Here is a 25,817-nt window from a genome sequence, read left to right as displayed (position 1 = left end):
CTTCGTCTCTGATGGATGCCCGGGTCAAGCCCGGGCATGACGAGTGGAGAGAGCTCACAACACCCGATTGCTCTCCTTCACCTTGTCCGCATCCAGATATACGTCGCTTCCCATCTCCTTGAACTTGGCGCTCATCTGCGCCATGCCCTGTTCCTTGTCGTTCAGCGTCGCGGCGTAGTCGCGGACGTCCTGGGTGATCTTCATCGAGCAGAACTTCGGGCCGCACATCGAGCAGAAATGCGCGACCTTGTGGGCTTCCTTCGGCAGGGTCTCGTCATGGAAGTTGCGCGCGGTTTCCGGATCGAGGCCGAGGTTGAACTGGTCCTCCCAGCGGAAGTCGAACCGCGCGCGGCTCAATGCGTCGTCGCGGAGCTGCGCTGCGGGGTGGCCCTTGGCCAAGTCTGCTGCGTGGGCTGCGATCTTGTAGGTGATGACGCCGGTCTTGACGTCGTTGCGGTCGGGCAGGCCGAGATGCTCCTTCGGCGTGACGTAGCAGAGCATGGCGCAGCCGAACCAGCCGATCATCGCGGCGCCAATCCCTGAGGTGATGTGGTCATAGCCCGGCGCGATGTCGGTGGTCAGGGGCCCGAGGGTGTAGAACGGTGCCTCGCCGCACTCCTGGAGCTGCTTGTCCATGTTGATCTTGATCTTGTGCATCGGCACGTGGCCGGGGCCCTCGATCATGACCTGGCAGCCCTTGTCCCAGGCGATCTTGGTCAGTTCGCCCAAGGTCTCCAGCTCGGCGAATTGGGCGCGGTCGTTGGCGTCCGCGATCGAGCCGGGACGCAGGCCGTCGCCGAGCGAGAACGAGACGTCATACTTGCGCATGATGTCGCAGATCTCGTCGAAATGGGTGTAGAGGAAGCTCTCCTTGTGATGCGCCAGGCACCACTTCGCCATGATCGAGCCGCCGCGCGACACGATGCCGGTGACGCGGTTGGCGGTGAGGTGGATGTAGGGCAGGCGCACGCCGGCGTGGATCGTGAAGTAGTCGACGCCCTGCTCGCACTGCTCGATCAGCGTGTCCTTGTAGAGCTCCCAGGTGAGCTGGACGGGATCGCCGTTGCACTTCTCCAGCGCCTGGTAGATCGGCACGGTGCCGATCGGCACCGGCGAGTTGCGCAGGATCCATTCGCGGGTGGTGTGGATGTTGCGCCCGGTCGAGAGGTCCATCACGGTGTCGGCGCCCCAGCGGATCGCCCACACCATCTTGTCGACCTCTTCCTCGACCGACGAGGTCACCGCCGAGTTGCCGATATTGGCGTTGATCTTGGTCAGGAAATTGCGGCCGATGATCATCGGCTCGAGCTCGGCATGGTTGATGTTGGAGGGGATGATGGCCCGTCCGCGCGCGATCTCGGAGCGGACGAACTCCGGCGTGATGAAGGCCGGCACCGAGGCGCCGAAGCTTTCGCCGTCGGCCAGCGCTGCTTCCGCGCGCTCGAGCTGCTGCTTGCGGCCGAGATTCTCGCGCTCGGCGACGTAGATCATCTCCTTGGTGATGATGCCGGCGCGGGCGAATTCGAGCTGGGTGATCTTGTGGCCGTCGAGCCCGCGCAGCGGCTTGTGGTGCGCGGTGAAGGCCTTCGCGGCATGCGCAGCGCCGACATTGCCGTTGTCCTCCGGCCTGATTTCGCGACCCTGATACTCCTCGACGCCGCCGCGCTCCTTGACCCAGGCGAGCCGATTGCGCGGCAGGCCGGCGTTGACGTCGATCGTGACCGCGGGATCGGCGTAGGGGCCGGAGGTGTCATAGACCGGCAGGTTCGGCTCGCCGGCACCTTCCGAGAGGATGATCTCGCGCAGCGGCACCCGCAGATCGGGCGCGGCCTCCGGCGTCGCGAAGATCTTGCGCGAGGCGGGCAGCGAACCGGTCGTGACGGCGGGGAGCGTTGTGTCGGGATTGGAGCGGATGTTCATGAGGGATCCTCCGTTTTAATTCGTTGGCATCGCTGCGCGGGAGACAAATATCGCTGTCATCCCCGCGAAAGCGGGGATCCAGTATTCCAGGGGTTGCGGCGGGATACGGAAAAGCCGCGGCGTACTGGATCGCCCGGTCCCGTCTACGCCAAGGCTTCGACGAGGCCATGAATCCTTGGCACGCCGCAGCTTTAGCGAAGGCGGCGAGCCGGGCGATGACGGCGGAGTGAGTGGCACGAGATTTTTCGACAGGGCCATCACGCGGCCTCCGCGCTGAGGCCGAGCCACTGCCGCACCCGTGCGTCGGGGTCGGCGTTCTGGGTGACATCGGAGACGACGGCGATCGAGTCGGCGCCGGCGGCGAAGATTTCCGCGGCGTGCTCGAACTTGATGCCGCCGATCGCGACAAGGGGGATGGCGCCGATGCGCTGCTTCCACTCGGTGATCTTCGGAATGCCCTGCGGCTCGAATCGCATCGACTTCAGCGTGGTGAAGAAGATCGGGCCGAGCGCGACATAGTCGGGCTTGGCGGCAAGCGCGGTGGCAAGCTCGGCGTCGTCATGGGTGGAGATGCCGAGCGTGAGCTTTGCTTTGCGGATCTCGGCGAGATCGGCGTCGGCAAGGTCTTCCTGGCCGAGATGCAGATGCTCGGCACCGGCGACGATCGCCGCGCGCCAGTAGTCGTTGACGACGAGCTTTGTGCCCGTGCCCTTGGTCACCGCCAGCGCGTCGCTGACGATCTGCAGCGCCTGGCCGTCGTCGAGCTCCTTGGCGCGGAGCTGGATGGTGCCGACGCCGAGCTTTGTGAGCCGCTCGACCCACTTGATGCTGTCGACGACGGGATAGAATTTATCAGGATACGGCATGCCAGAACGGAGTCCCAACGACAGGGGTGGAGGGGGAGGCGAAGTCGCGGGCTTCCATCAGCCCGGCCTCGTAGGCGGTGCGGCCGGCCTCGACGCCGAGGCGGAAGGCGTTGGCCATGCCGACCGGATCGGCGGCCTTGGCGACGGCGGTGTTGAGCAGCACGGCATCAAAGCCGAGCTCGAGCGCCTCGGCCGCGTGCGACGGCGCGCCGAGACCGGCGTCGACCACCAGCGTGATGTCGGGCAGGCGGTCGCGCAGCAGCCTCAAGGCGTCGCGGTTGATGATGCCCTTGGCGCTGCCGATCGGCGCAGCCCACGGCATCACCACCTTGCAGCCGGCATCGACCAGGCGCGAGGCGACCGACAGATCCTCGGTGCAATAGGGGAAGACCTCAAAACCGTCCTTGATGAGGATGCCGGCGGCCTCGACCAGGCCGACCACGTCGGGCTGCAGCGTGTCGTTGTCGGCGATCACTTCAAGCTTGATCCAGGCGGTGTCGAACAATTCGCGCGCGAGCTTCGCGGTCGTCACCGCCTCGCGCACGCTGCGGCAGCCGGCGGTATTCGGCAGCACGGTGACGCCGAGCTCGCGGATCAGCGACCAGAACGCATCGCCAGTCTTGCCGCCGGCCGCCTCGCGCCGCAGCGACACCGTGACGATATTGGCGCCGGAGGCGCGGATCGCATTCTGCATGATCGCAGGCGAGGGGTAGAGCGCCGTGCCGATCAACAGGCGGGAGGTGAAGGATTTGCCGTAGAAGGTGACCATCGTGTCAGTGTCTCTCTGCTCTCAGCCACACACTCAACTCGTCGTCCCGGCGAAAGCCGGGACCTATACGCCGCGGTCCTTCAGCGAGGCACGCGGGGCGACGACCTTCGCACCAACGAAGGCCTGTGGTTATGGGTCCCGGCTTTCGCCGGGACGACACGTGGATGGAGTTCGTACAAGATCTCACATCACCCTCCCTGCCGCGGCGTGATGATCTCGATCTCGTCGCCGGCTTTCAGCGCGGTCTCGGCCCAGCGGCTCTTCGGCACCACGTCGTAGTTCAGCGCGATCGCAAAATGGGTGCCCTCGTAGTCGAGCTCGGTCAGCAGCGCGCCGACGCTCGCCGCGTTGATCTCCCGCTGCTCGCCGTTGACGATCACGCGCATTGCATCACCTCGTTGTCGATTTCGCCGCGCGCGACATAAGCGAGCGTCAGCTCGGCCAGCGCGGGCGCCAGCAGGAAGCCGTGACGATAGAGTCCGTTCACCATGATGCGTTCCTGCTCGATCCTGATTTTCGGCAGATTGTCTGGAAAGGCCGGGCGTAGCCCCGCGCCGAATTCGACGATGCGCGCCTCGGCGAAGGCCGGATGAACCGCATAGGCCGCACCCAACAGCTCGAGCGCCGAGCGCACGCTGACGCCGCCGTGCTCGGCCTCGATCGAGGTCGCACCCAGCATGAAGCGGCCGTCGCCACGCGGGATCACGTAGAGCGGCCAGCGCGGATGGATCAGCCGCACCGGGCGCGCCAGCTCGACCTCCGCGGTCTCGATGATGATCATCTCGCCCTTGACGCCGCGCAGGGTCGGCTCGCGATCGCGCGCCGCAAGACCGCGGCAATCGATCACGAGGCCGTCGAGATCAGCGGTCTCGGCATCGCTGTTGAACTTGATGGCACCGCCGGCCTTGGCGATCGCCGCATGGAGCTGCGGCAGCACGCGGCGCGGCTCGACATGGCCCTCGTTGGGATAGAACAGGGCGTCGCGGAAGCGGCCCTCGAGCGACGGCTCGAGCGTGCCGACCTGTTGCGCATCCAGCCGGCGATGGCCGGTGGTGAGCCGGGCGAAGCGCTCGAAGTCGACGCGGTCGCGCGGATGCGCCACCACCAGCGAGCCGTTGAACGGGGTTTGTGGAAAATGGTCGCGCCACAGGCCGAGCGAGCGGAGGCCGAGCCGCGAGATCACGGGCTCGGCGGCCTCGGCCTCGCACCACGGCGCCAGCATGCCGCCGGCGAAGTGGCTTGTGGACTCCGTCATCGCAGCGTCACTGCGCTCGTGCAGGGTGACGGCGTGTCCAGCTTGCGCGAACAACAGCGCATGCCAGGCACCCGCTATGCCTGCGCCGATGATGGAAACGGGGGACTCCCCCCGCGGTCTTGACGTCTGGTACATCCCTGTCCCTTCGCCGGCATGACCCGGATCAGGTTCAAAGGGTCACCGCGGTCCCGGACTGTTCGCCAACTGGCCAAGTCCAAGCTTGCGGTATCTCAGCTCCTCCTCGGAGCACCCCTCGGAACGGCTCTAATGTAGGCGGATCGGTGGGTGTGTCAACGCATTATGCCAGGAACCGCGCCGCGCTGTGGTGCCGCGGGATGTCCTGTGCGCGCGATGCGTGCGGTGCCGAATGATGGCGGCGCTGGTATGGAGAGCGGCAGGCTGAAGGCTCGGCGGGGTCGCCTCATGCCCGACACGGGGCGGCCGCGATCGCTCTTATTTTGAAGCCTGTTCCTCGCCCGCGTCGGCGGCTTCGGTGACCAACTGATCCTGCTGGGCGAGGGCCTTTGGCGGTGCACTCTCGCCAACAAACTTTGCCTCTCTCAGGTGCTCGATGCGCTGGCGCTTTGCGGCATAGTAATAGCCGCCCGCGAAATAACGCACGGCTCGATCGTGATCGCCATTGGCGGCACGATAGGCGCCGGCGAGGTATTTGATGCCGTATTTGAGGTTGGTCGCGGGATCGCGCAGGCCTGCGGCGGTACCGGTGTAGCCGAGGCCGCGGGCGGTCCCGAGCTTGATCTGCATCAGCCCGATGGTGCCGCCGCGCCCGATCAACTGCGGATGGTATTTGCTCTCGCGGACGATGACGCGATGCACCAGCTCTTCCGGCACCAGATTGGCCTGGGCCTCGGCGGCGACCATCGCCTCATATTGCGCGCGGGATTGCGCACTCGCACTCACGCAGGACCCCAGCAGCACCATTGTGGCGAACGAGACGAGGATTTGCAGCTTTGTCATGTCGGATCGCCCCGGGGGCCCTCAATGTGCGTCGGTCTTCTGCGTCCTGATTGGTACGGCGAGCGGGCAGGAATGTGGCAAAACCTTCGCAGCCGCGAAAGTCGTGGCTGTCCGTGTCCTGGGGGATGAACCGGGCGCGGAATCAGGGAGAGGGATGCTTCGAATTGTCAGGACCTGCTTTGCCGCACGCCTGCATGGCGGATTGTCGTGCAAATGATTCAACAAGGGTCTACAATTCCTGTGGACAGCGTGCCGCGATCCAGGTCAGCACGATTGTCCACGCAAAAAAACGTAGAACGATCACAAGGGAGATGCGCCATGGCCCGTCAGGACTCCGGCTCTTTGCCTCGCGAAAATCCCTGCGCACAATGCGGCAAGCCGATCTCGCGTCCGGACTGGGTCGAGCACGGCGAAGGCCGCACGTCCTATCTGTGGAATTGCCGCGCCTGCAATTACCGCTTCGAGGCGATCGCAATCTACGAGCCTGAGCAAGTGATCACACCGCTCGCAGCCTGAAGCCGATAGCCTGATCAGGCCGCGGATTTCCGTGGCTCCGGCTGCGGTGGCTGCTGCCGCACCGGCAACTGGATGCGGACCACGAGCCCGTGCGGCTTTCGGTCGTGCAGCGACAGCGTGCCACCATGCGCGAGCACGATGGCGTTGGCGATCGACAGGCCGAGACCAAAGCCTTCGGCCTCGTCCATGTTGCGCGCATGGTCACCGCGCACGAACGGCTCCAGCACGCTCGCTTTGTGCGCATCCGAAATGCCGGGGCCGTCGTCCTCGATGTCGATGGTGAGCCCGTCGGGATTGGCGGCAAGACGGACGGCGACCTCGCCGCCGAAGCGCACGGCGTTCTCCACCAGATTGGTGATGCTGCGATGCAGGTCGGCGGGCCGTGCGATCGCCATTGCGTGCTGCGGGCCCTCGTAGGTGACCTTGTGGCCCATGTCGGCGAACTGGTCGGTGACGAGATGCAGCGTGCTGGCGATGTCGACCAGCGTCATCTCCTCCAGCTTGCGATCGTTGCGCAGGAACGACAGCACCGATTCCAGCATCGAGCGCATCTGGTCGAGATCGCGCAGCATGCGATGGCGATGGGTCTCGTCTTCGATGAACTCCGCGCGCAGCCGCATCCGCGTGATCGGCGTTCTGAGATCGTGACTGATCGCGGCCAGCATCTTGGTGCGGTCGTCGATCAGGGCGGTGATGCGCTCGCGCATCCGGTTGAGCGCCTTGGCAAGCGAGCGGATCTCCTCGGGCCCACGTTCGGGCAGCGGTTCGGCGGCGCCGCTCAGGCTGAACGTTTCGGCCGCCTTGACGAAGGACGACAGCGGTGCCGTCAACGCCCACGCTGCCCACAGGCCGAGCAGGGTGACGCTGATGACGGCGAACAGCACCGTCATCATCCACGGACCGCCCCAGAACGGCCGCAGGTGCTGATCCGGCACCAGGTTCGCAGCGATCATGCTGCCGTCGGGCAGACGGATGCCGATGCGGCGGACCTCGCCGTCACGCGGCGCGCCGGCCTCGCGCGGCGGCGTGAAGACGCGATAACTGGGTCCGAGCCGGCGCAGCGCGTGCAGCTCCGGCGCGGGCTCGCTCAACGGGACCGTGTCGGCGGGCAGGTCGCTGATCCCAAGCTGCGGGAAGGCGCGCGCGATGTCCTCCTTCAGCCGCGGCCGCTCCGACGGCGGCGCATGCCCCAGCAGTTGCGCAGAGGCGGCGAGCTGGGTGTGCCAGCGATCGGCCGGCTCGGACTGGTCGGGACGATGGATCAGGAAGCTTGCGGTGATGATGAGATGCAGCGCGACGATCGACACGACCACCAGCGCCGCGATCTGCGCGCCGATTCCCCGCAGACTCAGCACACGCAGCAGTTTCATGGTCAGTTGCTGGTGGCGGCGACCGCCTCCACCCTCGGGGTGAACATGTAGCCGCCGGAACGTACGGTCTTGATCATGGTGGCTTCCTGCGGGTCGGGCTCGATCTTGCGGCGGATGCGGCTCACCAGCACGTCGATCGAGCGCTCGAACGAGCCGGCGCTGCGGCCTTGCGTCAGGTCGAGCAGGCTGTCGCGCGACAGCACGCGGCCGGGCCGCTCGCAGAATGTCCGCAGCAGGTCGAATTCGGCGCTGGTCATGGCGACGCGGGCGCCGTCGGGATTGCGCAGCTCGCGCAGGCGGATGTCGATGCGCCAGCCAAGGAACGACAGCGTGGTCGCGCCCTCGATCGCGCTGGCATTGCGCGCCGCCGCCTGCCGGCGCAGCACGGCGTTGATCCGTGCCAGCAACTCGCGCGGATTGAACGGCTTCGGCAGGTAATCGTCGGCGCCCATCTCGAGGCCAAGGATGCGATCGACATCCTCGCCGCGCGCGGTCAGCATGATGATCGGCATCTGCGATTCCGCGCGCACCTTGCGGCACAGGCTGAGGCCGTCCTCGCCTGGCAGCATGACGTCGAGGATCAACAGATCGACCCGATGGTCGGCCATCGCCCGGGCCATCTCGCGGCCGTCGGACGCGGTCGTCACATTGCAGGAATTGGTGCGGAGATATTTGGCGATGAGGGCCCGCGTTTCGCGGTCGTCCTCGACGACAAGGATGTTGGGCGTAGCCTGAGTCATACCGTTCTCTTGTCCGTGATTCGGGGAAGGCGGCGCAGGAATTTTTGTTTCAGTGTGTTTCTGAAATCTTGCCCGGCAATCACAGTTAACAGGTCGGCGACGGGCTGGAAAGTTATCGTTCCTTCATCAAAGCGCAATGCATTGAAATTCCGGCGGTAGTCGCGGCTTCGGTCGCGGCAGCCCAAAACAAAGTTCGCAAATCCCGCCCGGTTACGGGAGAAAGCCTGTCAACTCCTGTGGTGCGGATAGCCCCACACGCGACGCAGCGCACAAAAGGGATGGAAGGTTGCCATATCTTCCGGGAACTCGATTTCCGACGGCGCGTTGATTATTTTTACACAGGGGAGGGTGAGATGACTGTCGAGGCCAAGACAAGGCCCCATCAACTGATTGCAAGCGATCGCGTCGAGGGGACCGCAGTGCGGCGGCCCAATGGCGACATGATCGGTCACATCGAGCGACTGATGATCGACAAGATCTCGGGCAAGGTATCGTACGCGATCTTGAGCTTCGGCGGCTTCCTGGGCATCGGAACCAATCTTATTCCGTTGCCGTGGGGCCGGCTGCACTACAACCCGAAGTTCGAGGCCTACGAGCTCGATATCGACGATGAGGAGCTGAAGCGCGCGCCGTCGTTCCGTGCCGACAAGGATTTCGACTGGGGCGACCGTTCGCAGGAAGCCGAGTTGCATCGCTTCTACGGCGTTCCTCCCTATTGGGGCGGCTTTTGATCGCAGGTTGATTAGGAACGGTCCCTGATGTGACGGGTTTTTCTCGCATCGATTCTGCGAATTGAGGAGAACCCATCAATGCTAGTCAGATCAATCGTCGCCGGCGTAGCCGGGACAGTGTTGCTCGCGAGCGTTGCTTTCGCGCAAACACCGACGGAGAAGAGCGACAAGGCAGGCATGGCTCCTGCGGCGAGCACATCGTCGACCTCGTATCAGGGCGATTGGCGCGCGTCCAAGGTCGTTGGTCTCCGTGTCTATAACGACAGCAACGAGAGCGTCGGCTCGATCAACGACCTGTTGATGGACAAGGGCGGTGCCATCAAGGCGGTGGTGATCGGCGTCGGCGGTTTCCTTGGCGTCGGCGAGCATCTGGTCGCAGTGCCACTCGACAAGGTGAAATTCGTCACTGAGCCGGTCGCCAACACCGGCGGCAGTGCGTCGAACACCGGCAGCACCAACAAGATGTCGACGAACACCACAACGGGCGCCGCGCCGTCGTCCGCCACGTCGAAGCCGAACCCGTGGTATCCGGATCACGCCGTGTTCAACGCGTCCAAGGACGAGCTGAAGGCGATGCCCGAGTTCAAGTACTCGACCGAGTAACGCGCGATCGCGTCATCTGAATTGCAAGACGCGCCCGGCGCCGCCGGGCGCGTTTGTTGTTCGCTGGTCGGCCGGCCCATGCACGCCGCACGAACAATTGAGCCCGCGCGCCCGAATATCTCACCGCAGATTTAATCAGGATTCCCGAGCCCGATCTCGCTGCGCATCCATCTGGCGCGAACGGATCGGTCGCATGCGATGCGAAGCGCAGGGAGCGCGCGACCATGACCTCGAGGATGTCCCGCGTCGGCCGGACCACGTTCAAGACCGTCGCGCTGGCCGCAACGCTGGCGGCCGTCACGGCAACGGCGGTGTCGGCCCAACCAGCGATGTCCGAACCGGCTGCATTTCAGGCCCAATATCCGTATCGCGACGTGCTTAACGACGGCGCCCCGACGCCCGCGGCGAAACTGGTTCTGGAGCCGCCGGAAGTTCTGCAGGCGCTTCAGGCACGGGAGAGCGGCATCGGCATCGTCCCTCTGCCGCGCCGGGGCTCACGTCATCGCGGCCGCTAAGGCGAGGTGCGCTCAGGGTGAATCGACTAGCTGCGGCTTCGCTTCACCTCTCCCCGTTGGGGAGAGGTCGGATTGCATCGTCAGATGCAATCCGGGTGAGAGCGTTGCGCTCTCGATAGACCGTGACCCCTCATCCGATTTGCTGCGCAAATCGACCTCTCCCAAGGGGGAGGTGAAGCACCGCCGCCGCTCAAGCTCAATCTGATCTCGTCGCGGTGTCTTTCGTGTGCAGAGGACATGGATCGAGATCCACATCCTCTAGGCTCGGTCCCAAGGCTCAGCCGCGCTCAAGCCGAATGCGACGACCGTCCGAAGCCCGTTGCTACTTCACCAGCGGGCAGCCGCCCTTGTCGAGCGGGCGGAACGCCTCGTCGCCCGGCACTGTGGCGATCAGCTTGTAGAGATCCCATTCGCCCTTGGATTCCTCGGGCTTCTTGACCTCGAACAGGTACATGTCGTGCACCATGCGGCCGTCGATCCGGATCTTGCCGTTCTTGGCGAAGAAATCGTTGATCGGGGTGGCGCGCATCTGCGCCATCACCTTCGGCGCCTCGTCGGTGCTGATGGCCTCGATCGCCTTCAGGTAATGCATGGTCGCCGAATACAGCCCGGCCTGGATCATGGTCGGCATGTGGCCGACCTTGTCGTAGAAGCGCTTCGAGAAAGCGCGGGTCTCGTCGTTCATGTCCCAATAGAAAGCGTCGGTGACGATCAGGCCCTGGGTCGCCTTGATGCCGAGCGAATGCGTGTCGGTGATCTCCTGCAGCAGCGCGATCATCTTCTGACCGCCCTGGGTGAGGCCGAACTCGGAGGCCTGCTTCAGGGCGTTGGTGGTGTCGCCGCCGGCATTCGCCAGCGCCACGACCTTGGCCTTGGAGGCCTGCGCCTGCAGCAGGAAGGACGAGAAGTCAGACGTGTTCAGGGGATGACGCACGTCGCCGAGAACCTTGCCGCCGCTTTCCTTGACGACGTTGGCCGCGTCACGCTCCAGCGCCTGGCCGAAGGCATAGTCGGCGGTGACGAAGAACCAGGTATCCTCACCCCGCTTGACCATCGCCTTGCCGGCGACGTTCGACAGCGCGTAGGTGTCGTAGGTCCAATGCACCGTGTTGGGCGAGCAGGCCGGGCCGGTGATGTCAGAGGAGCCGCCGCCGGAATTTATGTTGATCCTGTTCTTCTCGCGCGTCAGCGCCGAGATCGGCAATGCGACCGAGGACGTCGGCACGTCGAGGATCGCATCGACCTTGTCGTTGTCGTACCAGTTGCGCGCGATGTTGACGCCGACGTCCGGCTTGTTCTGGTGGTCGGCCGCGATCACCTCGACCGGCTTGCCCTTCACCTTGCCGCCGTAATCGGCCACCGCCATCTCGACCGCGGCGACCGAGCCCTTGCCGGTGGCGTCCGCGTAGAGGCTCGACATGTCGGTCAGCACGCCGATCTTGACGACGTCGTCGGAGATCTGGGCGTTGGCTGCGGAGGCTGAGGCAGCAAGTGCGAGGCCGGCCGCCGCTGCGGCCAAGAGCGATTTCATCGTGTTTTTCTCCCTGACTTCTTGGTGAGGACTGGTTTCGCGAGGCCCTTCTATCCGGTGCGGCGAGCTGTCGCAAAGACGACTTTTTGAGCATGCCGGTATCGGATTGTGGCTCGCGTCCGCAGTCTACAGCGCCGGCAGCGCGCTCACGGCGGCGCTGATGGTGCCTTCGGTTTCCACCACCACCCGCAGCGTCTTCGAATCGAAATCGATGCCGGCGAGGCGGATGCTGGTGATGTCGGCGTCGACGCGTATACCTTCCTCGTTCTTCTGCAGGTCGGCGACGGCGGCGGCGATCTTCCGCTGCGCGTTGCTCGCGAACGGCTTAAGATCGACGACCATGCGATCGGCGAGCGCCTGTTGCAGGTGTGGAATCACCGCGCGCGCCGCGGCGCCGAGCAGGCCGAAGGCCGCCTCGGATTCGACCGCCAGCTCGACATCCGTCAGCCGCAATGTCTGTGCCTGCTCGTCGAGACGGGGCCGGCCCCAGATATAGACGTTGGCCTCGGCGCCGAGGCCGAAGTAGCTCGTCTTTTCCTTGGCGTGCACCAACAGCGAAATCAGCAGGCGATCGCCGGAGGCAGCGACGCTCGCATGCTTGACGGTGACATCGACCGGGCCAGAGCCGTCCTCCGGAAAGGTCTTGTTCTTGAGCTGCTCCTCGACAAGCTGGGTCAGCGTGGTGAACGACAGATCAACCGGCAGGTCGATCGAGACCTGGCTCGACATCGGCGGCACGATCGAGAGCTTTTCGGGGAACGGACAATTCGGGGTGGTCTGGGTTTCCGTGATGCGGGTCTCGGCCCGGACCCCCATGGTGATGCTCATCGACGACGCATCGACCTTCGGCTGGGCCGCGATCACGCTGGTCGGCCGCAGCTCGAGCCACATCGGCGGCATCGACGAGGTTCCGCCGGTGCCTTGCAGCGGGATCGAGCGGCAGGCCTTGGCCCACTGGGCGCGGGCATTGTTCTCGAAGGTCGGATCGTTATGCAGCTTCGCTTCCACCGCGGCGATCTGATCGGCGACCGTCTTGTCGATCACCGGCTTGACCTGGGCCGGCACGCTGACGCGGACGCCCGCCGCCGACAGGCTGGAGTCGTCGAGATTGACCTGCGCCTGCAGGTTCGGCTCGATCCGCCAGGATGCGCCGAGCTTCGGGCGCGAGGTGAGGGTGACGCTGCCCTTGATGTCGGCGTTGGCGTTGATCTGCTTGATGTTCACCGCGCCGATCTGCTTGGCGACATTGGCGCCGAGCAGGCTGCCGAGCGCGTTGCCGACCGCGCCGCTTGCCTTGGCCGACAAGGAGCCGGTGACCTTGAGCGCTCCGTTGATCGGGGTTGCCAGCGTCAGCACGTCCTGCGCGCCGCTGACCGCAATCGGTCCGCGCGAGGCGGTCCAGCCGATGTCGGCGTTCTCCAGGATTTGGGTGGCGGGATTGTTGACCTTGCCGGCAAACGTCTTCGGGGCGCCGCGCTCGGCGGCGTCGCGGATCGCCGACAGCGCGACGGTGACCTTGGCCGCGATCGTCGACGAGCGTGACGCCGGCGGCAGCGGTGGCAATTGCGCAAGCGGCGGCTTCGGCACCGTCGATCGGGGCGCGAGCCAGTCCATCGCCTTGAGGCTGACCACGAACGAGGCCGCCAGCACTGCGATCCCGAGCAATATCGTCCTTGGATGCATCGGCAGACGCATCATCCCCCCGGATGAAATGAAAGTGACGCCGGTTGTACAGGCCTGCGGAGCAGGGCGCCAGTGTGGCCGGATCAAGCTCTCTCGGGGGCGGAACGCGTCGCGTGCCATCAATGCGGCGAACAGGTTAACTGGCGGCGGCGAAGCGGTTAACGGCCCCCAACATGACAACGGCCCCGGCGCGATGCCGAGGCCGTTGCGATGTCCAATGCGATCCGGTTCAGCGCACGGCTGTTCCGAGATCGGCGCGGCGGTCGGTCATCGGCAGCACGATCACCTTGGTGCCGACGCTGACCCGCGAATAAAGGTCGATGACGTCAGCGTTGGTGAGGCGCAGACAGCCGGAGGAGACGTGGGTGCCGATGGTCTCCGGCGCGTTGGTTCCATGGATCCGGTAGACGGTGCCGCCGAGATACATCGCGCGGGCGCCGAGCGGGTTGCCGGGGCCGCCGGCCATGTGGCGCGGCAGGTAGGGCTGGCGGGCGATCATTTCCGGCGGCGGGGTCCAGTCCGGCCACTCCGCCTTCTTGGTGATGGTCTGGGTGCCCGACCAGGTGAAGCCGTCGCGGCCGACGCCGATGCCGTAGCGGATCGCGCGGCCGCCGCCGAGCACATAATAAAGATAGGTGTGCGGGGTATCGATGATGATGGTGCCGGCCGCCTCGCGGGTCGGATAGTCGACGATCTGGCGGCGCAACCGTGCCGGCAGCTCGGCGGTGCGGCCTTCATCCTGCACCTGCGGTTCCGACTGCACCGGCGGCACGGCCTGGGGTGGCGGCAGCAGGATGAACGGGAAGAGCGGCAGCGGAGCGGCTGCCGCGGGAGCGGAGAAGGCAACGGTGCCGATCGCAAGCGCACCAAGCGCGGCGGCAGCGAGACGCGAGTTCAGCTTCATCGAATTGAACATTGTCGACCCCTGTTGTTTGCGCCTTGCGCGCCATTGCGGCGCGTCGTTGGTGCAAATCAGTACAGGTGCGGCGTTTCAGGACGTTTGCACGAAATCGCCAAAATGGTTTCGTCGCGTTAGGCAATGTTTCGCGCGTGTTTCGTCGCGCGGCTAAACCAAGGTTACCGGGAGGTGTACCAGCTCAGGACAAATATCCTTGGCACGGCCCTTGCTGTCCCAACGCGTGGTTTGAGGACGGAGACGAAATGATGCAGGGCCCCTCGATCGGCAGCATGCTGGATCAGCAAAAAGGCTTCGGTCCCGGATTCGATTTTCTGCGTATCGCGCTGGCGATCTCGGTGGTCGCGGCCCATACGCCCTATGTCGCCACGGGCGGCAGCGCGCCCGAGCAGATGTGGATCGTCTGGTTTCCGCAATACGCCATTCTCGTGATGTTCTTCGCGCTGAGCGGATTTCTGATCGCAGCGAGCGGCCTGCGGCTCAGCCTGAAGGAGTTTCTGGTCAACCGCGGAATGCGGATCGTTCCCGCGCTCGCGGTCGAGATCGTGCTGTCGGCGTTGATCCTCGGACCGATCTTCACCGCGCTGCCGCTGTCGGACTATTTTGGCAGCGCCGGCACCTACAAATACTTCACCAACATCGTCGGCCTCGTGAATTACGTCCTGCCGGGCGTGTTCGCCGGCAATCCCGCGCCGGAGGTCAACAGCTCGCTCTGGACCGTGCCGTTCGAATATGGCTGCTACGCACTGATGACGGTGTTCATCGTGTTCGGGCTGTTGCGCAAGCCGTCGGCCATCGTCCTCGGTGCTGTCGTGCTGGTCAGCATCGGCCTTGCGCTCCAGGTCACCGGGCATACGGCACAACCCTCGGAGCTGCCGGCCGGCGTCGCCGGCTCGCTCCACGACAAGATCTTCAGCACGGCGCCCTTTCTCGGACGCGGCGCGAAGCTGCCGGTCGCCTTTATGCTCGGCATTGCGATCTACCTTTATCGCAACCGGATTCCCTATGACGGCCGCATTCTGGCCGCCTGCTGCGCACTCTGCGCGGTGGTCGCGCTGCTCGGGCCGGCGGACTGGATGACCCAGCCCGTGCTCAATGCCCTGGTTTGTCCGGCGCTGGTCTACATCACAGCGTTTCTTGGCGTGTCGAAACTGCCGCGCCTGCCGCTATTCTCCAAGGGCGACTATTCCTACGGGATCTACCTGTATGGATTTCCCATGCAGCAGGTGGTGAAGGTGTGGCTGCCGCATGCGCCATTGATCGTTCAGTTCGTCCTCGCGCTGCTGCTGATCACGATGTTCGCGGCGTTCTCATGGCACTGGATCGAGAAGCCGATCCTGAAGCTGCGCAGCCGCTTCTCCTTCGTCGCGCGCAAGCGGCTCGAGCCGGACGATGCGGTCGAGCCGCTCCAGGGCATGGCGCAGCTTGGCGTTGCCGCGAGCGGCATCGCGGCCAAGCGATCTGCGGCATCCTGACGGACGTCGCAAGCTTCTACGCTCGCAGCCGCGGCACGCCCGGCTTGTCGCCGCCGATCACGGCGCGGCGATCGGCGACGGCGTGGTGGAATTGTTCGAGCGTCAGCCCGATCACCGACAGGTCGCCTTCCTCGATCGCACCGTCGTCGTAGCAGTCGAGCGCTTCGCGCAACAGGGCGTCGGCAGTGGCCTGCATCGTCGCGAGCTCTTCCGCGGTCTCGGCGCCGCGGACCTTCGCGATCAGCTCGAGCAGGTTGTCGCGATGGGTGATGTACTCCTCGCGCTCGTCGCGCCGGACGTAGTGGCGCAGCCAGGCGCCGGCCGACCCGATGCCGGACAGCAGCAGGATCGTGCCCCAGATGTAGTCCGAATACTTCTCGAGGAAGGTGCGCTCGGTGCCGTCGATATAGGCGGCGGCGCCGAGATGCGCCGGCAGCGCGGCATCCTTGTCGGTGTCGGGCTTCTCGATCTTGGCCGCGGCCGGCGCGTCGCGGGCGACCTGGAAGCGCAGCGTGAAGAGCTGGCGCACCAGCGCGCCGACGGTGGCCTCATGTAACGCATGCTGCGCGACGATCAGGTGATTGACCGCAACCGTCTCGACCTTGTCCGCGGGCCGCGCCGGCGACGACGAGAAGATACTGCCTGCGATCTCCTCGGACTCGTAGAGCGGATGCTTCTGTGCGATGGCCTCCGAGACGTCGATCGGCAGGAAAATCGGTTCGCCGCGCGCGGCTGCGGTTGCACCGATGGCATCGGCCGTCACCCTGCTGTCGAGCGGGCCCACGGCCATGTAGGCGTCGAGCGAAGCGTCGTGTGCGAGATCGGAAATCCGGGCGATCGGATATTGGCTGACCGCGACCTTGTCCGGATTGACTCCGGATTCGGTCAGGATCACGCGCAGCAGCGTGACGTTGGCCTGCGTGCTGCCGATCACGCCGACCTTGTGGCCGGCGAGTTCATCGATGCTCTTGATCTTCGCCGACCGCTTGCCGCCCTTCGTGCCTGACGGTGCCCACAGCACCACGACGTTCTTGCGCAGGATCGCAACCGACTCTGCGGCCGTCGGCAGGTTGAGGTCGCCGCGCGCGACCGCGAGGTCGACCTTGTTCGCGGCGAACTGGGCGATGCTGTCGGAACCGCCCTGGGTCGCGACCAGCTTTAGCCGCACGGCGCTGCCGTCCTGCGCGAAGGTTTGCGCGAAGGCCTGGATCAGTTTCACGTCGTCGCTGCCGGGCGGCCCGACCGCGATCCGCAACGTCACCGGACGCAAACCGTAATACAGCGCGCCGGCTGCAAGCGCGAACACGAAGATGCCGGCCGCGAGGATCAGCAGCGACGAGTTTCTACGCCTGACCCTGCGGCGCGCCGCACCGAGACTTCCACTCTGCTCTGACATCTTACTGTCACGTTACACGAAACCGGCGCTATGCGGTTGAAAAAGAACCTTACATTTCGATGACGTCATACGTTTGAAACATCAATGTCAGAACGTCGTGCGAGCAGAATCAAGTTAACGATCTGGATCTCCTGCTATGCGCATACTCGTGGCGACCGATGCCTGGCATCCGCAAGTCAACGGCGTTGTCCGGACGCTGACCTCGCTGGCGCGTAGCGCGGCGGGGCTCGGCGCCGAGATCACCTTCCTGACCCCCGACGGCTTTCGATCGATCGGCGTGCCGACCTATCCGGGCCTGCGGGTGGCACTGCCGAACCGGCGCGAGATCGCGCGCCGGATCGAGGAGGCCGCGCCCGAGGCGATCCACATCGCGACCGAGGGGCCGATCGGCTGGGCCGTGCGCGGCTATTGCCGGCGCAACAAGCTTGCCTTCACGACATCATACACCACGCGCTTCCCGGAATATGTGTCGGTGCGAACCGGAATCCCCGACAGCGTCGGTTACGCGGTGCTGCGCCACTTCCACGCCGCGGCCTCGATGACGATGGTTGCAACCGACTCGTTGCGGCAGGAACTCACCGAGCGCGGCTTCCGCAGGCTCGGCTTCTGGACCCGCGGCGTCGACACCAAGCTGTTCAATCCGGACCAGCCGGCGAGGCTCGAGCTGCCGCGGCCGATCTTCATGACCATGGGCCGCGTCGCGGTGGAGAAGAACCTCGACGCCTTCCTGGCGCTCGATCTGCCCGGCACCAAGGTCGTGGTGGGCGACGGGCCGCAGAAGGGGGCGCTGGAACAGAAATATCCGAACGCGGTTTTCCTCGGCGAGAAGAAGGGCCAGGACCTGACCTCGCATCTCGCCGCTGCCGATGTGTTCGTGTTTCCGAGCCTCACCGACACCTTCGGCGTGGTGCAGCTCGAGGCGCTGGCCTGCGGCACGCCGGTGGCGGCGTTCCCGGTCACCGGCCCGAAGGATGTCATCGCCGATCATCCGATCGGGGCGATCGATAACGATTTGCGCGCTGCCTGCCTGCGGGCGCTGACCATGTCGCGCGAAACCTGCCGCAACTTCGCGCTGGAGCGCTCCTGGGACAACAGTGCGCGTCAGTTCATCGGCAACCTGGCGACGTTGCAGCCGAGCCGCGCGCCGCGGCCCGCCCGCCGCGTCGCCGGCCGGACCGCGGTTCCGAATTAACAGCTCAATCGAACGAGAGACGAGAGACTATCCATGGCTGATATCATCAAGCTGGACGCCAACCGCACCCTGGACTTCGATCGCGAGACGGTCGAGCAGGCCTATGACCGCTGGGCGCCGATCTACGACCTCGTGTTCGGCGGCGTGTTCAGCAAGGGCCGGCAGGCCGCGATCCAGGCCACCAACAAGATCGGTGGCCGCGTGCTCGAGGTCGGCGTCGGCACCGGCATCTCGCTGCCGCTCTATGGCCAGAATGTGCGCATCTTCGGCACCGACATCTCGGAAGCGATGCTGGACAAGGCCAGAAAGCGCGTCGCCGAATATCGCCTGAAGAATGTCGAGGGGCTGGCGGTGATGGACGCCGAGAAGCTCGAGTTTCCGGACAACTCGTTCGACGTGGTGATGGCGCAATACGTGCTGTCGGCGGTGCCGAATCCGGAAGCCGCACTCGACGAGTTCGCGCGCGTGGTGCGCCCGGGCGGCGAATTGATCATCCTGACCCGTGTCAGCGCCGATGCCGGCATGCGCCGCTTCATCGAGCAGACGCTGCAGCCGGTGGTGCGTCCGCTCGGCTTCCGCACCGCCGAGTTCGCCTGGTCGCGCTACACCAAGTGGCTGTCCGGCGCCCGCGGCATCGAGCTCGCCGAGCGCCGTCTGATCCCGCCGCTCGGTCACTTCTCGCTGGTCCGCTTCCGCAAGGCCGACGTGGCCAAGGCGGCCTGACGTTCGTCCTCATGGTGAGAAGGCGCCCTGGCGCCGTGTCGAACCATGAGCCTCACCGTTACCTCATCCTTCGAGACGCTTGCTCCGCAAGCTCTTCAGGATGAGGGCTCCAAGGTTGCGTCAAGGCGTCGCTCCGCATTGTCATATGTCATTATGATGATGTCACACGCGCTACATCGAATCTCAGTAAGCCATGACCCGAAAGATGTTGGGGGAACCAATGATCAAGAATTTCCTGCAAGAGCTGCGTACCCAGCGCTGGGATGATCACCGCTACTATCATCACAGCCGGATCAACCAAAGCCTGCACTTCGTCAGCGCGCTGAGCTTCCTGTTCGCCTATGTAATGCTGTTCTTCGATCCGGTCGTGTCGGCGCTGGTCGGCTGGCTGGTGTCGATGACCTCGCGCCAGGCCGGTCACTTCTTCTTCGAGCCGAAGGGGTATGACCATGTCAACCAGGCGACCCACGAGCACAAGGAAGACATCAAGGTCGGCTACAATCTGCAGCGCAAGGTGGTGCTGATGGCGATCTGGGCGGCTTCGCCGATGGTGCTGTACTTCGACCCGACGCTGTTCGGCCTGTTCAAGCCGTGGGTGACGATGACCGACTTCGCCCGTCAGGTCGCCAAGATCTGGCTGGTGGTCGGCATCGGCGGCCTCTTGTTCCGCACCATCCACCTGTTCTTCATCCGCGACGTCGAGACCGGCCTTGTCTGGATGACCAAGATCATCACCGACCCCTTCAACGACCTGAAGCTCTATCACAAGGCGCCGCTGTTCCTGATGAAGGGCGAGCTGATCGATCCGGGTCTGCATCTGGTCGGCGAGCTCGAAGAGAAGCACGCCTGATCGTTGATCCAACAATCTCCCCGATCTGCGTCATGCCCGGGTTCCGTCCCGGGCATCTACGTCTCAGGGCTCTTGTGAAGCGGTCAAGCCGAATTGTTAGCCACGACGGCACTGCGCTCCCTCTCCCGCTTGCGGGGGAGGGTTGGGTTGGGGGTGTCGCCGCGAGTCGAAATCTTCGTGCGGAGAGAGCCTCCACCCGGATCGCATCTGGCGATGCGATCCGGCCTCCCCCGCAAGCGGAAGAGGCGACGGAAGGCTGGATATCTGTCAGAATCGCTAAGGCCTCAGCGCCCGAACCTCGCGGCAGCCATCTCCTTCAGGATCTGCCGCTTGATGGTCTTGTTGGTGAGGCCGGCCTTGTGCCACCACCAGCCGTCGCGCTGCATCTTCTCGCAGGCGGCGACGAAGCGGTCGGCGACCTCGGCGAAGTCGGCATCGGTATAGTTCAACGTGAAGATCAGCCGGCCGGTGCCGACCCAGCTCAGCGCCAGCCCCTCGGCCCGCAGATAGTATTGCAGCATCCAGTTGTAGCGGGACGGCTCGGTGTAATAGACCGTCCAGATCGACGAGATGTTGCCGACGCGAACCGGAAGCTCCTGCGCTTTGAGCCGGTCGTTCAGCGCCTCGGCGCGGCCGTTCCAGGTCTCCTCGAGCCCGTTATAGATCGAGCGGAAGTTCGGGCTGGCGAGCCGGCTCAGGAATTCGTCCATCGCCGTCATCACATAGGGATGCGAGTTGAAGGTGCCGCGGGCAAAGCAGATGTCGGCCGGACGGTCGTCGCGAAAGCGCCGCATCAGGTCCTTGCGGCCGCAGACCACACCGATCGGAAGTCCGCCGGCAAGGCTCTTGCCGTAAGTCACCATGTCGGCCCTGACGTCGAAATACTCCTGGGCGCCGCCGGCGGCGAGACGGAAGCCGACGAACACCTCGTCGAAGATCAGCACGATGCCACGCTCGGTGCAGACCTCGCGGAGCTGCTTCAGCCACGCGGCGTAGGCGGCGCGGTCGTACTTGGAGGACCGCGAGGAGTCGACCAGCGCGGAATCGCCGGGCGCGTTGGAATTCGGATGCAGCGCCTGCAGCGGATTGACCAGCACGCAGGCGATGTCCTTGCGGGTGCGCAGCACGTGCAGCGTCTTCTCCGACATCTCGGCGAGCGTGAAGGTCTCGTGAGGCGACACCGGATTGCCGACGCCGGGCTGCACGTCGCCCCACCAGCCGTGATAGCTGCCGGCGAAGCGGACGAGGTGCGTCCGCCTGGTGTGGTAGCGCGCGAGCCGCACCGCCTGCATCACGGCCTCGGTGCCGGACATGTGGAACGAAACCTCGTCGAGCCCGGAGATCTCGCAGAGGCGCTTCACATTGTCGGCGATAACAGGGTGGTAGGGGCCGAGCACCGGGCCCAGTGCATGGGCGCGCTTCTCGCCTTCTGCGATGCACTCCTTGTAGAAGTCGTTGCCGAAGATGTTGACGCCGTAGGAGCCGGTCAGGTCGTAGAACACATTGCCGTCGAGGTCGGTGACGGTGACGCCGGACGACTGCTGCATGAACGTCGAGGTGCTCAGGTGCTCGCGCACCAGGCGGCTGTACTGGAACGGCACGCGGTAGGCTTCGGTGAATTGCAGGTCGGAGATGCGGTCCGACACCTCGGCGGTGAGCGCGCGGCCCTTGGGGTAGCGGTCCTGGTAGAGGCCGGCGAGGCGGAAGAAGCCGTCCTGGCGCTGCGTCGCCACCTCCGACGGCGCGCCGTCGGAGCGGAAGAACTCGTCGATGTCGAATTCGTATTTCGGGACCATGCGCGCGACCATCTTGGACATCTTGGAATGTCCGGTCAGCGAGCGGTGCTTGGCGCGCGACAGCGCGATGCGGGCCTGAATTTTGGGGAACGCTGCGGCGGCGCCGGCGAGCGCGGCGGCGGACAGCGAGAGAATCGGAAGGGATGTTTCCATGACAGAAGCGCTAGCCTCAGCACCTAACAGATTCATGACAGTGAAGGGGTTGATCTCGGCATTCACCCAGCAGGAGGACCTCAATTTCCTGCTCACAAACCGGATTCCGCGGGCCGCGCTGACCCGCTTCATGGGCTGGTTCTCCAAGATCGAGAACCCGCTGGTGCGCGACGCCTCGATCGCCTGCTGGAAGCTGTTCTCCGACCTCGACCTGTCGGAAGCAAAAAAGGCCGAGTTCAGGAGCCTGCACGACTGCTTCACCCGCGAGCTCAAGCCCGGCCTGCGTCCGGTGGCAGCCGATCCCGCCATCATTGCGAGCCCCTCGGACGCAATCATCGGCGCGCATGGGCGGATCGAGGACACCGAGCTGTTCCAGGTCAAGGGCGCGCCCTATTCGCTGCTCGATCTGCTCGGCGATCCCGCACTGGTCGAACAGCACAAGAACGGCCGCTTCGTCACGCTGCGGCTGACGTCGAGCATGTATCACCGCTTCCATGCGCCCTATGACCTCACCGTCGACAAGGTCACGTTCATCCATGGCGACGTCTGGAACGTCAATCCGATCGCGCTGAAGCGGATCGAGCGCTTGTTCTGCAAGAACGAGCGCGCGGTGCTGCGCGCGCGGCTCTCGACCGGCGAGGCGCTGACGCTGATTCCGGTCGCCGCCATTCTGGTGGCAAGCTTGCGCTTGCACTTCCTCGACCTCACGCTGAATGCGCAGACGAAGGGCCCGGTCGATTTTCCCTGTGACGCGCATGTGAAGAAGGGCGACGAACTCGGCTGGTTCGAGCATGGCTCGACCATCATTGTGCTTGCGCCCGGCAATTTCGAGTTCTGCGACAACGTCGCGGAAGGAACACGGATCAAATGCGGCGAGCCGCTGCTGCGGAAGCCTGTGACGTGATCTCGCTTTTTCCATCGCGCGTCTCTATGATGGATGCGATCGTCGTACGACGATCGTAAATCGCAAACACTTTGGGCACGAGATGGCGCGGGCGCCTGTTCTGGCGGCGGGGGGCATTGTGTTGCGGCGTGAGGCGCCGCCGCGCATCGCCGTCGTGCGCCTGCGCAAGCGCAATGAATGGGTGTTGCCGAAGGGCAAGCTCGATGACGGCGAGACGCCGCGCGTTGCTGCCGAGCGCGAGGTGCTGGAGGAAACCGGCCATGCCGTCGAGGTGCACGAATTCCTCGGCACGCTGGTCTATGAGTCGGGAGGCCGCTCCAAGGTCGTGCATTACTGGCGCATGGAAGCCGGCGGCAAGCCGGTGCGCGCGCTGATGAGCGATGTCAGGGAGGTCGACTGGCTGCCGCTCGAGCAGGCGCTCGCGCGTTTGTCGCGCGGCTATGAGCGCGCGTTCCTGGAAAATGTCGGTCCGATTGCGTTACAGGCTGCGATGCGAAGCGAACCCGACGCGCCATCCGTGGCAACACCAGAGGCGACGCCGGATGCTCGCGAGGCAATCGAGATCGCGCCGTCCGCTGGCGAGCCTGCAACCGCCCTGCGCAAGAACCTGATCCAGCGCGTGCGTGACTGGCTGCACCGCGCCGCTTAGTTCTGCCGTCTTGGCTTCGGCGGCCTTGCGGCCCTCGGCGCCGGTGGCCGCCGTTGCTGGAAGCCGGGACGAGCCTGCATCGGCCGTTGCATGCCGGGCGGCCGGGCGCCCGGTGCGGCCTGCTGTATGCCCGGTTGTCGGGGCTGGCCCTGCATCGGTGGGACAGGCTGCACCGCGCCTTGCCGTGGAATGCCCGGCTGCCCCGGCTCGCGCACGCCGCCCGGCGGCTGCTGTGTGCGACCCGGTTGCGGAGCGCCCTGACGTCCGGGCGCCTGCTGTCCGCCGGGCTGGCGCACGCCGCCCTGGCGGCTCGGCTGCTGTCCGGCGGGTTGCTGTCCGGCCGGGGTCTGCACGCCCGGCGCGCGTGGCAATGCCGCGCCGCCGGGTTGGCCGGGCAGGCTGTGCTGCGCGGCGCCCTGCTGCTGTTGCGTGCCCGGCTGCTGCGAGCCCTGCCGGCCGGGCGCTCCCGGTTGCTGCGGCTGGCCGGGGCGGTTCGGCTGACCGGGCTGACGATTCGGCTGACCCGGCTGCTGCGGCGCATTGCGGTTCTGGCCCGGCAATCCGTTCTGTCGCTGCGGCGACGGCTGCACCGGCTGGCCGCGGTTCGGATAGGGCGCGGTCGGATTAGTGCGACGGAAGTCCGGATTGGCACGGCGGAAGTCGCGCTGCTCGGTGACAACCTGGCGGCCGAGCGTCTGCGCGGTGTGCACCTGGCGCACGAAGCCCTGGTCGCGCGCCATCTGCTGCGGCGAGATCGTCAACGGCACCGCTGCGAAGCGCGCGCCGCCGGTGCCGGGCCGGATGGCAAATCCGCTCGCGCCGCGCGTCAGCACGCCGAGCGAGGCGCCGCTGCGGTCGCTGACCTCGATCCGTCCGACATGCCCGTCGGCGTCGGGATAGAGCTTGATGCCGACATTGTTGCCCGTCGCATTGGCGCCTTCCGGCACCTCCACGAGGCCCGTTGTGCCGCGAATGCCGAGCGTCGCCGTCGGCGTCGAGATCCTCATGTTGCCCGTCCTGGCGACCGCCGCCGCGACGAACGCCGCCGTTCCCTTGGCAACGTTGAACAGCGCGTTGTTCTGCTGGCCGCCGTCCTCGTAGACGTAGTTGTCGATCGTGATTTTGGCGTTGGCGCGCAGGTTGAAGGTGGTGCCGTCGGTGAAGGTGATGCCGAGCGACGAGGTCGCCGATGTCGCGACCTCGTCATTGGCGAAGATGTCGTCGCGGATCTGCAGCGGCGTCGTGGTGTTGTTGCGCTTGACGGTGGCGGTGCCGGTCAAGGTTGCGACGTTGCCGATCGGCTCGGGCGCCGCGGCCTGTGGTGTGGCGGCAGGCGTTGGCGTTGCTGGTGCGGGCGTTGCCGGAACTGCACCAGGAGTGGCGGCAGGGGCGGGCGCCGGCGCGGGTTGCGCTTGCGCGAGTTGCACCAGCTCCGGTGCGGCGCCGGCGCGCCCATGCCAGCCCAGCATCAGGCCAGCGCCCAGCAGGAGCGCGAAACAGACTCTGCGCCGCATCACCATCGATTCCCGGGAAGCACTTGGACGGACCGGCAATTGAGCCGCGTCCGGCTGAATGCCGAATGAACGGCGGCGCCTTGTTGTCGTGGCGGCGATCAGGCGCCGCATCCGCGATGCGCTCGCACGGATCGCGCGCCGTCAGGGCGATGCTGTCGCGGCCGTCCCGTCGAGGGCGAGCAGGGCGTCACGCTCGGCGGCCGGCAGGGCGCGGATGCGACGCCTGGCGATGATGCGCAGGGCGGCATATCCGCCAAGGAAAACCAACACCTTGCTGACGATGCCGTAGATCGGCATCACCATCGCCCATATCGTCACGCTGCAGGTGAGCGCAACGAACGCGTTCACGGCAGCCGAAACGAACATCAGGCCGGCCCAGGCGAGGCCCACCGTCACGGCGATGTCGGGCACGACGGTCTTTGCGATCTCAGGCAGATAACGGTTCAGCCAGCCAGGCTTGAGCATCACGATGCCGACGATCGCGTAGATCACGCTCGGCTTGAACAGCACGAAGCGCGGATCACCGCTGAGCAGCGTCGCGGTGCCGGCGGCGACCACCAGGAACAGGCTCAACCACTCCATGGTGTCGATCGGCTTGCGGCGCACGAGCTGGATCCCGATCTGCACGACGCCGAACGCAATGCCGAGGCCGACCGAAAGCGCGGTGTCGTGCGTCAGCAGAAAGAAGACGAGAAAGACCACGGTCGACGCCAGGTCGAGCAGCAGCAGCTTGGCTGCGGTGAGAAAATGCTTCATCGTTTTTTGGACCCAT

25 protein-coding genes and 1 riboswitch are annotated in these 25,817 nt (G+C 65.3%); of the genes, 10 read left to right on the top strand and 15 right to left on the bottom strand.

Features of this window, described 5'->3' with window-relative positions; translation table 11 throughout:
* Positions 1–54: 54 nt before the first annotated feature.
* The 6 genes from thiC to P6U30_RS29405 form a co-directional block, all read right to left on the bottom strand.
* Positions 55–1,920 carry a phosphomethylpyrimidine synthase ThiC gene (thiC, locus tag P6U30_RS29430; RefSeq protein WP_407166306.1) on the bottom strand — a complete coding sequence of 622 codons (1,866 nt, stop codon included), beginning with the start codon at positions 1,918–1,920 and terminating at the stop codon, positions 55–57.
* 257 nt (positions 1,921–2,177) lie between these two features.
* On the bottom strand, positions 2,178–2,786 hold the full coding sequence (locus P6U30_RS29425; protein ID WP_407166305.1) for a thiamine phosphate synthase: 609 nt from the start codon (positions 2,784–2,786) through the stop codon (positions 2,178–2,180).
* A complete protein-coding gene (locus P6U30_RS29420) occupies positions 2,773–3,555 on the bottom strand; it encodes a thiazole synthase (protein ID WP_407166304.1) in 783 nt (260 codons plus the stop codon). The genes P6U30_RS29425 and P6U30_RS29420 overlap by 14 nt, the downstream gene beginning before the upstream one ends.
* Positions 3,556–3,743: 188 nt before the next feature.
* Positions 3,744–3,941: a sulfur carrier protein ThiS gene (gene thiS / locus P6U30_RS29415; protein WP_280976265.1), complete on the bottom strand. Its 198-nt coding sequence runs from the start codon at positions 3,939–3,941 to the stop codon at positions 3,744–3,746.
* A complete protein-coding gene (locus tag P6U30_RS29410; RefSeq protein ID WP_407166303.1) occupies positions 3,932–4,945 on the bottom strand; it encodes an FAD-dependent oxidoreductase in 1,014 nt (337 codons plus the stop codon). Before P6U30_RS29410 ends, thiS begins: the two co-directional genes overlap by 10 nt.
* A riboswitch (TPP riboswitch) is annotated at positions 4,933–5,074 on the bottom strand. It overlaps the preceding gene by 13 nt.
* A 189-nt stretch (positions 5,075–5,263) precedes the next feature.
* Positions 5,264–5,752 carry a transglycosylase SLT domain-containing protein gene (locus P6U30_RS29405; RefSeq protein ID WP_407170562.1) on the bottom strand — a complete coding sequence of 163 codons (489 nt, stop codon included), beginning with the start codon at positions 5,750–5,752 and terminating at the stop codon, positions 5,264–5,266.
* A 354-nt stretch (positions 5,753–6,106) separates the two neighbouring features.
* Here P6U30_RS29405 and P6U30_RS29400 point away from each other — a divergent pair, with 354 nt between their 5' ends.
* Positions 6,107–6,304, top strand: a complete 198-nt coding sequence (locus tag P6U30_RS29400) for a hypothetical protein (RefSeq protein WP_407166302.1) — start codon at positions 6,107–6,109, stop codon at positions 6,302–6,304.
* Positions 6,305–6,318: 14 nt separating this feature from the next.
* Here the strand turns inward: P6U30_RS29400 and P6U30_RS29395 are convergent, their stop codons facing one another.
* Both P6U30_RS29395 and P6U30_RS29390 read right to left on the bottom strand, forming a co-directional pair.
* A complete protein-coding gene (locus P6U30_RS29395; protein ID WP_407166301.1) occupies positions 6,319–7,674 on the bottom strand; it encodes an ATP-binding protein in 1,356 nt (451 codons plus the stop codon).
* Between the two features lie 2 nt (positions 7,675–7,676).
* Positions 7,677–8,414, bottom strand: a complete 738-nt coding sequence (locus P6U30_RS29390; protein WP_407148029.1) for a response regulator — start codon at positions 8,412–8,414, stop codon at positions 7,677–7,679.
* 353 nt (positions 8,415–8,767) lie between these two features.
* Between P6U30_RS29390 and P6U30_RS29385 the strand changes: the two genes are divergently transcribed.
* The 3 genes from P6U30_RS29385 to P6U30_RS29375 all read left to right on the top strand — a co-directional run bounded on the left by P6U30_RS29385 (position 8,768) and on the right by P6U30_RS29375 (position 10,263).
* Positions 8,768–9,145, top strand: a complete 378-nt coding sequence (locus P6U30_RS29385; RefSeq protein ID WP_407166300.1) for a PRC-barrel domain-containing protein — start codon at positions 8,768–8,770, stop codon at positions 9,143–9,145.
* 78 nt (positions 9,146–9,223) lie between these two features.
* On the top strand, positions 9,224–9,748 hold the full coding sequence (locus P6U30_RS29380; RefSeq protein ID WP_407166299.1) for a PRC-barrel domain-containing protein: 525 nt from the start codon (positions 9,224–9,226) through the stop codon (positions 9,746–9,748).
* Positions 9,749–9,972: 224 nt separating this feature from the next.
* A complete protein-coding gene (locus P6U30_RS29375) occupies positions 9,973–10,263 on the top strand; it encodes a hypothetical protein (protein ID WP_407166298.1) in 291 nt (96 codons plus the stop codon).
* A gap of 322 nt (positions 10,264–10,585) precedes the next feature.
* On the opposite strand, the gene P6U30_RS29370 is transcribed toward P6U30_RS29375, so the two are convergent.
* The 3 genes from P6U30_RS29370 to P6U30_RS29360 all read right to left on the bottom strand — a co-directional run bounded on the left by P6U30_RS29370 (position 10,586) and on the right by P6U30_RS29360 (position 14,393).
* Positions 10,586–11,794, bottom strand: a complete 1,209-nt coding sequence (locus P6U30_RS29370) for an ABC transporter substrate-binding protein (protein WP_407166297.1) — start codon at positions 11,792–11,794, stop codon at positions 10,586–10,588.
* 126 nt (positions 11,795–11,920) lie between these two features.
* Entirely contained in the window at positions 11,921–13,489 is a 1,569-nt protein-coding gene (locus P6U30_RS29365) for a DUF4403 family protein (protein WP_407166296.1), read from the bottom strand.
* Positions 13,490–13,706: 217 nt separating this feature from the next.
* Positions 13,707–14,393 (bottom strand): L,D-transpeptidase, encoded by a 687-nt coding sequence (locus tag P6U30_RS29360; protein ID WP_407166295.1) that lies wholly within the window; start codon positions 14,391–14,393, stop codon positions 13,707–13,709.
* A 245-nt stretch (positions 14,394–14,638) separates the two neighbouring features.
* Between P6U30_RS29360 and P6U30_RS29355 the strand changes: the two genes are divergently transcribed.
* Positions 14,639–15,868, top strand: a complete 1,230-nt coding sequence (locus tag P6U30_RS29355; RefSeq protein WP_407166294.1) for an acyltransferase family protein — start codon at positions 14,639–14,641, stop codon at positions 15,866–15,868.
* 16 nt (positions 15,869–15,884) lie between these two features.
* Here the strand turns inward: P6U30_RS29355 and P6U30_RS29350 are convergent, their stop codons facing one another.
* Complete coding sequence (locus P6U30_RS29350) at positions 15,885–17,264, bottom strand: TAXI family TRAP transporter solute-binding subunit (protein WP_407166293.1); 1,380 nt, start codon at positions 17,262–17,264, stop codon at positions 15,885–15,887.
* Positions 17,265–17,400: 136 nt separating this feature from the next.
* Here P6U30_RS29350 and P6U30_RS29345 point away from each other — a divergent pair, with 136 nt between their 5' ends.
* The 3 genes from P6U30_RS29345 (at position 17,401) to P6U30_RS29335 (ending at position 20,029) form a co-directional block, all read left to right on the top strand.
* A complete protein-coding gene (locus P6U30_RS29345) occupies positions 17,401–18,456 on the top strand; it encodes a glycosyltransferase family 4 protein (RefSeq protein WP_407166292.1) in 1,056 nt (351 codons plus the stop codon).
* A gap of 33 nt (positions 18,457–18,489) precedes the next feature.
* The gene (locus P6U30_RS29340) at positions 18,490–19,179 is read left to right on the top strand and encodes a methyltransferase domain-containing protein (protein ID WP_407166291.1); all 690 of its coding nucleotides are present in this window, start codon (positions 18,490–18,492) and stop codon (positions 19,177–19,179) included.
* Positions 19,180–19,399: 220 nt separating this feature from the next.
* Positions 19,400–20,029 carry a hypothetical protein gene (locus P6U30_RS29335; protein ID WP_407166290.1) on the top strand — a complete coding sequence of 210 codons (630 nt, stop codon included), beginning with the start codon at positions 19,400–19,402 and terminating at the stop codon, positions 20,027–20,029.
* Positions 20,030–20,313: 284 nt separating this feature from the next.
* On the opposite strand, the gene P6U30_RS29330 is transcribed toward P6U30_RS29335, so the two are convergent.
* A complete protein-coding gene (locus tag P6U30_RS29330; RefSeq protein ID WP_407166289.1) occupies positions 20,314–21,978 on the bottom strand; it encodes an aminotransferase class III-fold pyridoxal phosphate-dependent enzyme in 1,665 nt (554 codons plus the stop codon).
* Positions 21,979–22,012: 34 nt separating this feature from the next.
* On the opposite strand from P6U30_RS29330, the gene asd reads away from it, so the two are divergent.
* On the top strand, positions 22,013–22,882 hold the full coding sequence (gene asd, locus P6U30_RS29325) for an archaetidylserine decarboxylase (RefSeq protein WP_407170561.1): 870 nt from the start codon (positions 22,013–22,015) through the stop codon (positions 22,880–22,882).
* Positions 22,883–22,964: 82 nt separating this feature from the next.
* Positions 22,965–23,531, top strand: a complete 567-nt coding sequence (locus P6U30_RS29320; RefSeq protein ID WP_407166288.1) for an NUDIX hydrolase — start codon at positions 22,965–22,967, stop codon at positions 23,529–23,531.
* Here the strand turns inward: P6U30_RS29320 and P6U30_RS29315 are convergent.
* Positions 23,528–25,045 carry a FecR domain-containing protein gene (locus P6U30_RS29315; RefSeq protein WP_407166287.1) on the bottom strand — a complete coding sequence of 506 codons (1,518 nt, stop codon included), beginning with the start codon at positions 25,043–25,045 and terminating at the stop codon, positions 23,528–23,530. The genes P6U30_RS29320 and P6U30_RS29315 overlap by 4 nt on opposite strands.
* A gap of 141 nt (positions 25,046–25,186) precedes the next feature.
* Positions 25,187–25,801 (bottom strand): inner membrane-spanning protein YciB, encoded by a 615-nt coding sequence (locus P6U30_RS29310; RefSeq protein ID WP_407166286.1) that lies wholly within the window; start codon positions 25,799–25,801, stop codon positions 25,187–25,189.
* Positions 25,802–25,817 lie beyond the last annotated feature (16 nt).

The organism is Bradyrhizobium sp. ORS 111, assembly GCF_045571485.1.
GTDB lineage: Bacteria > Pseudomonadota > Alphaproteobacteria > Rhizobiales > Xanthobacteraceae > Bradyrhizobium.
The sequence above is the reverse complement of the archived record's forward strand: the minus strand, read 5'-3'. Positions and strand labels throughout refer to the sequence as shown.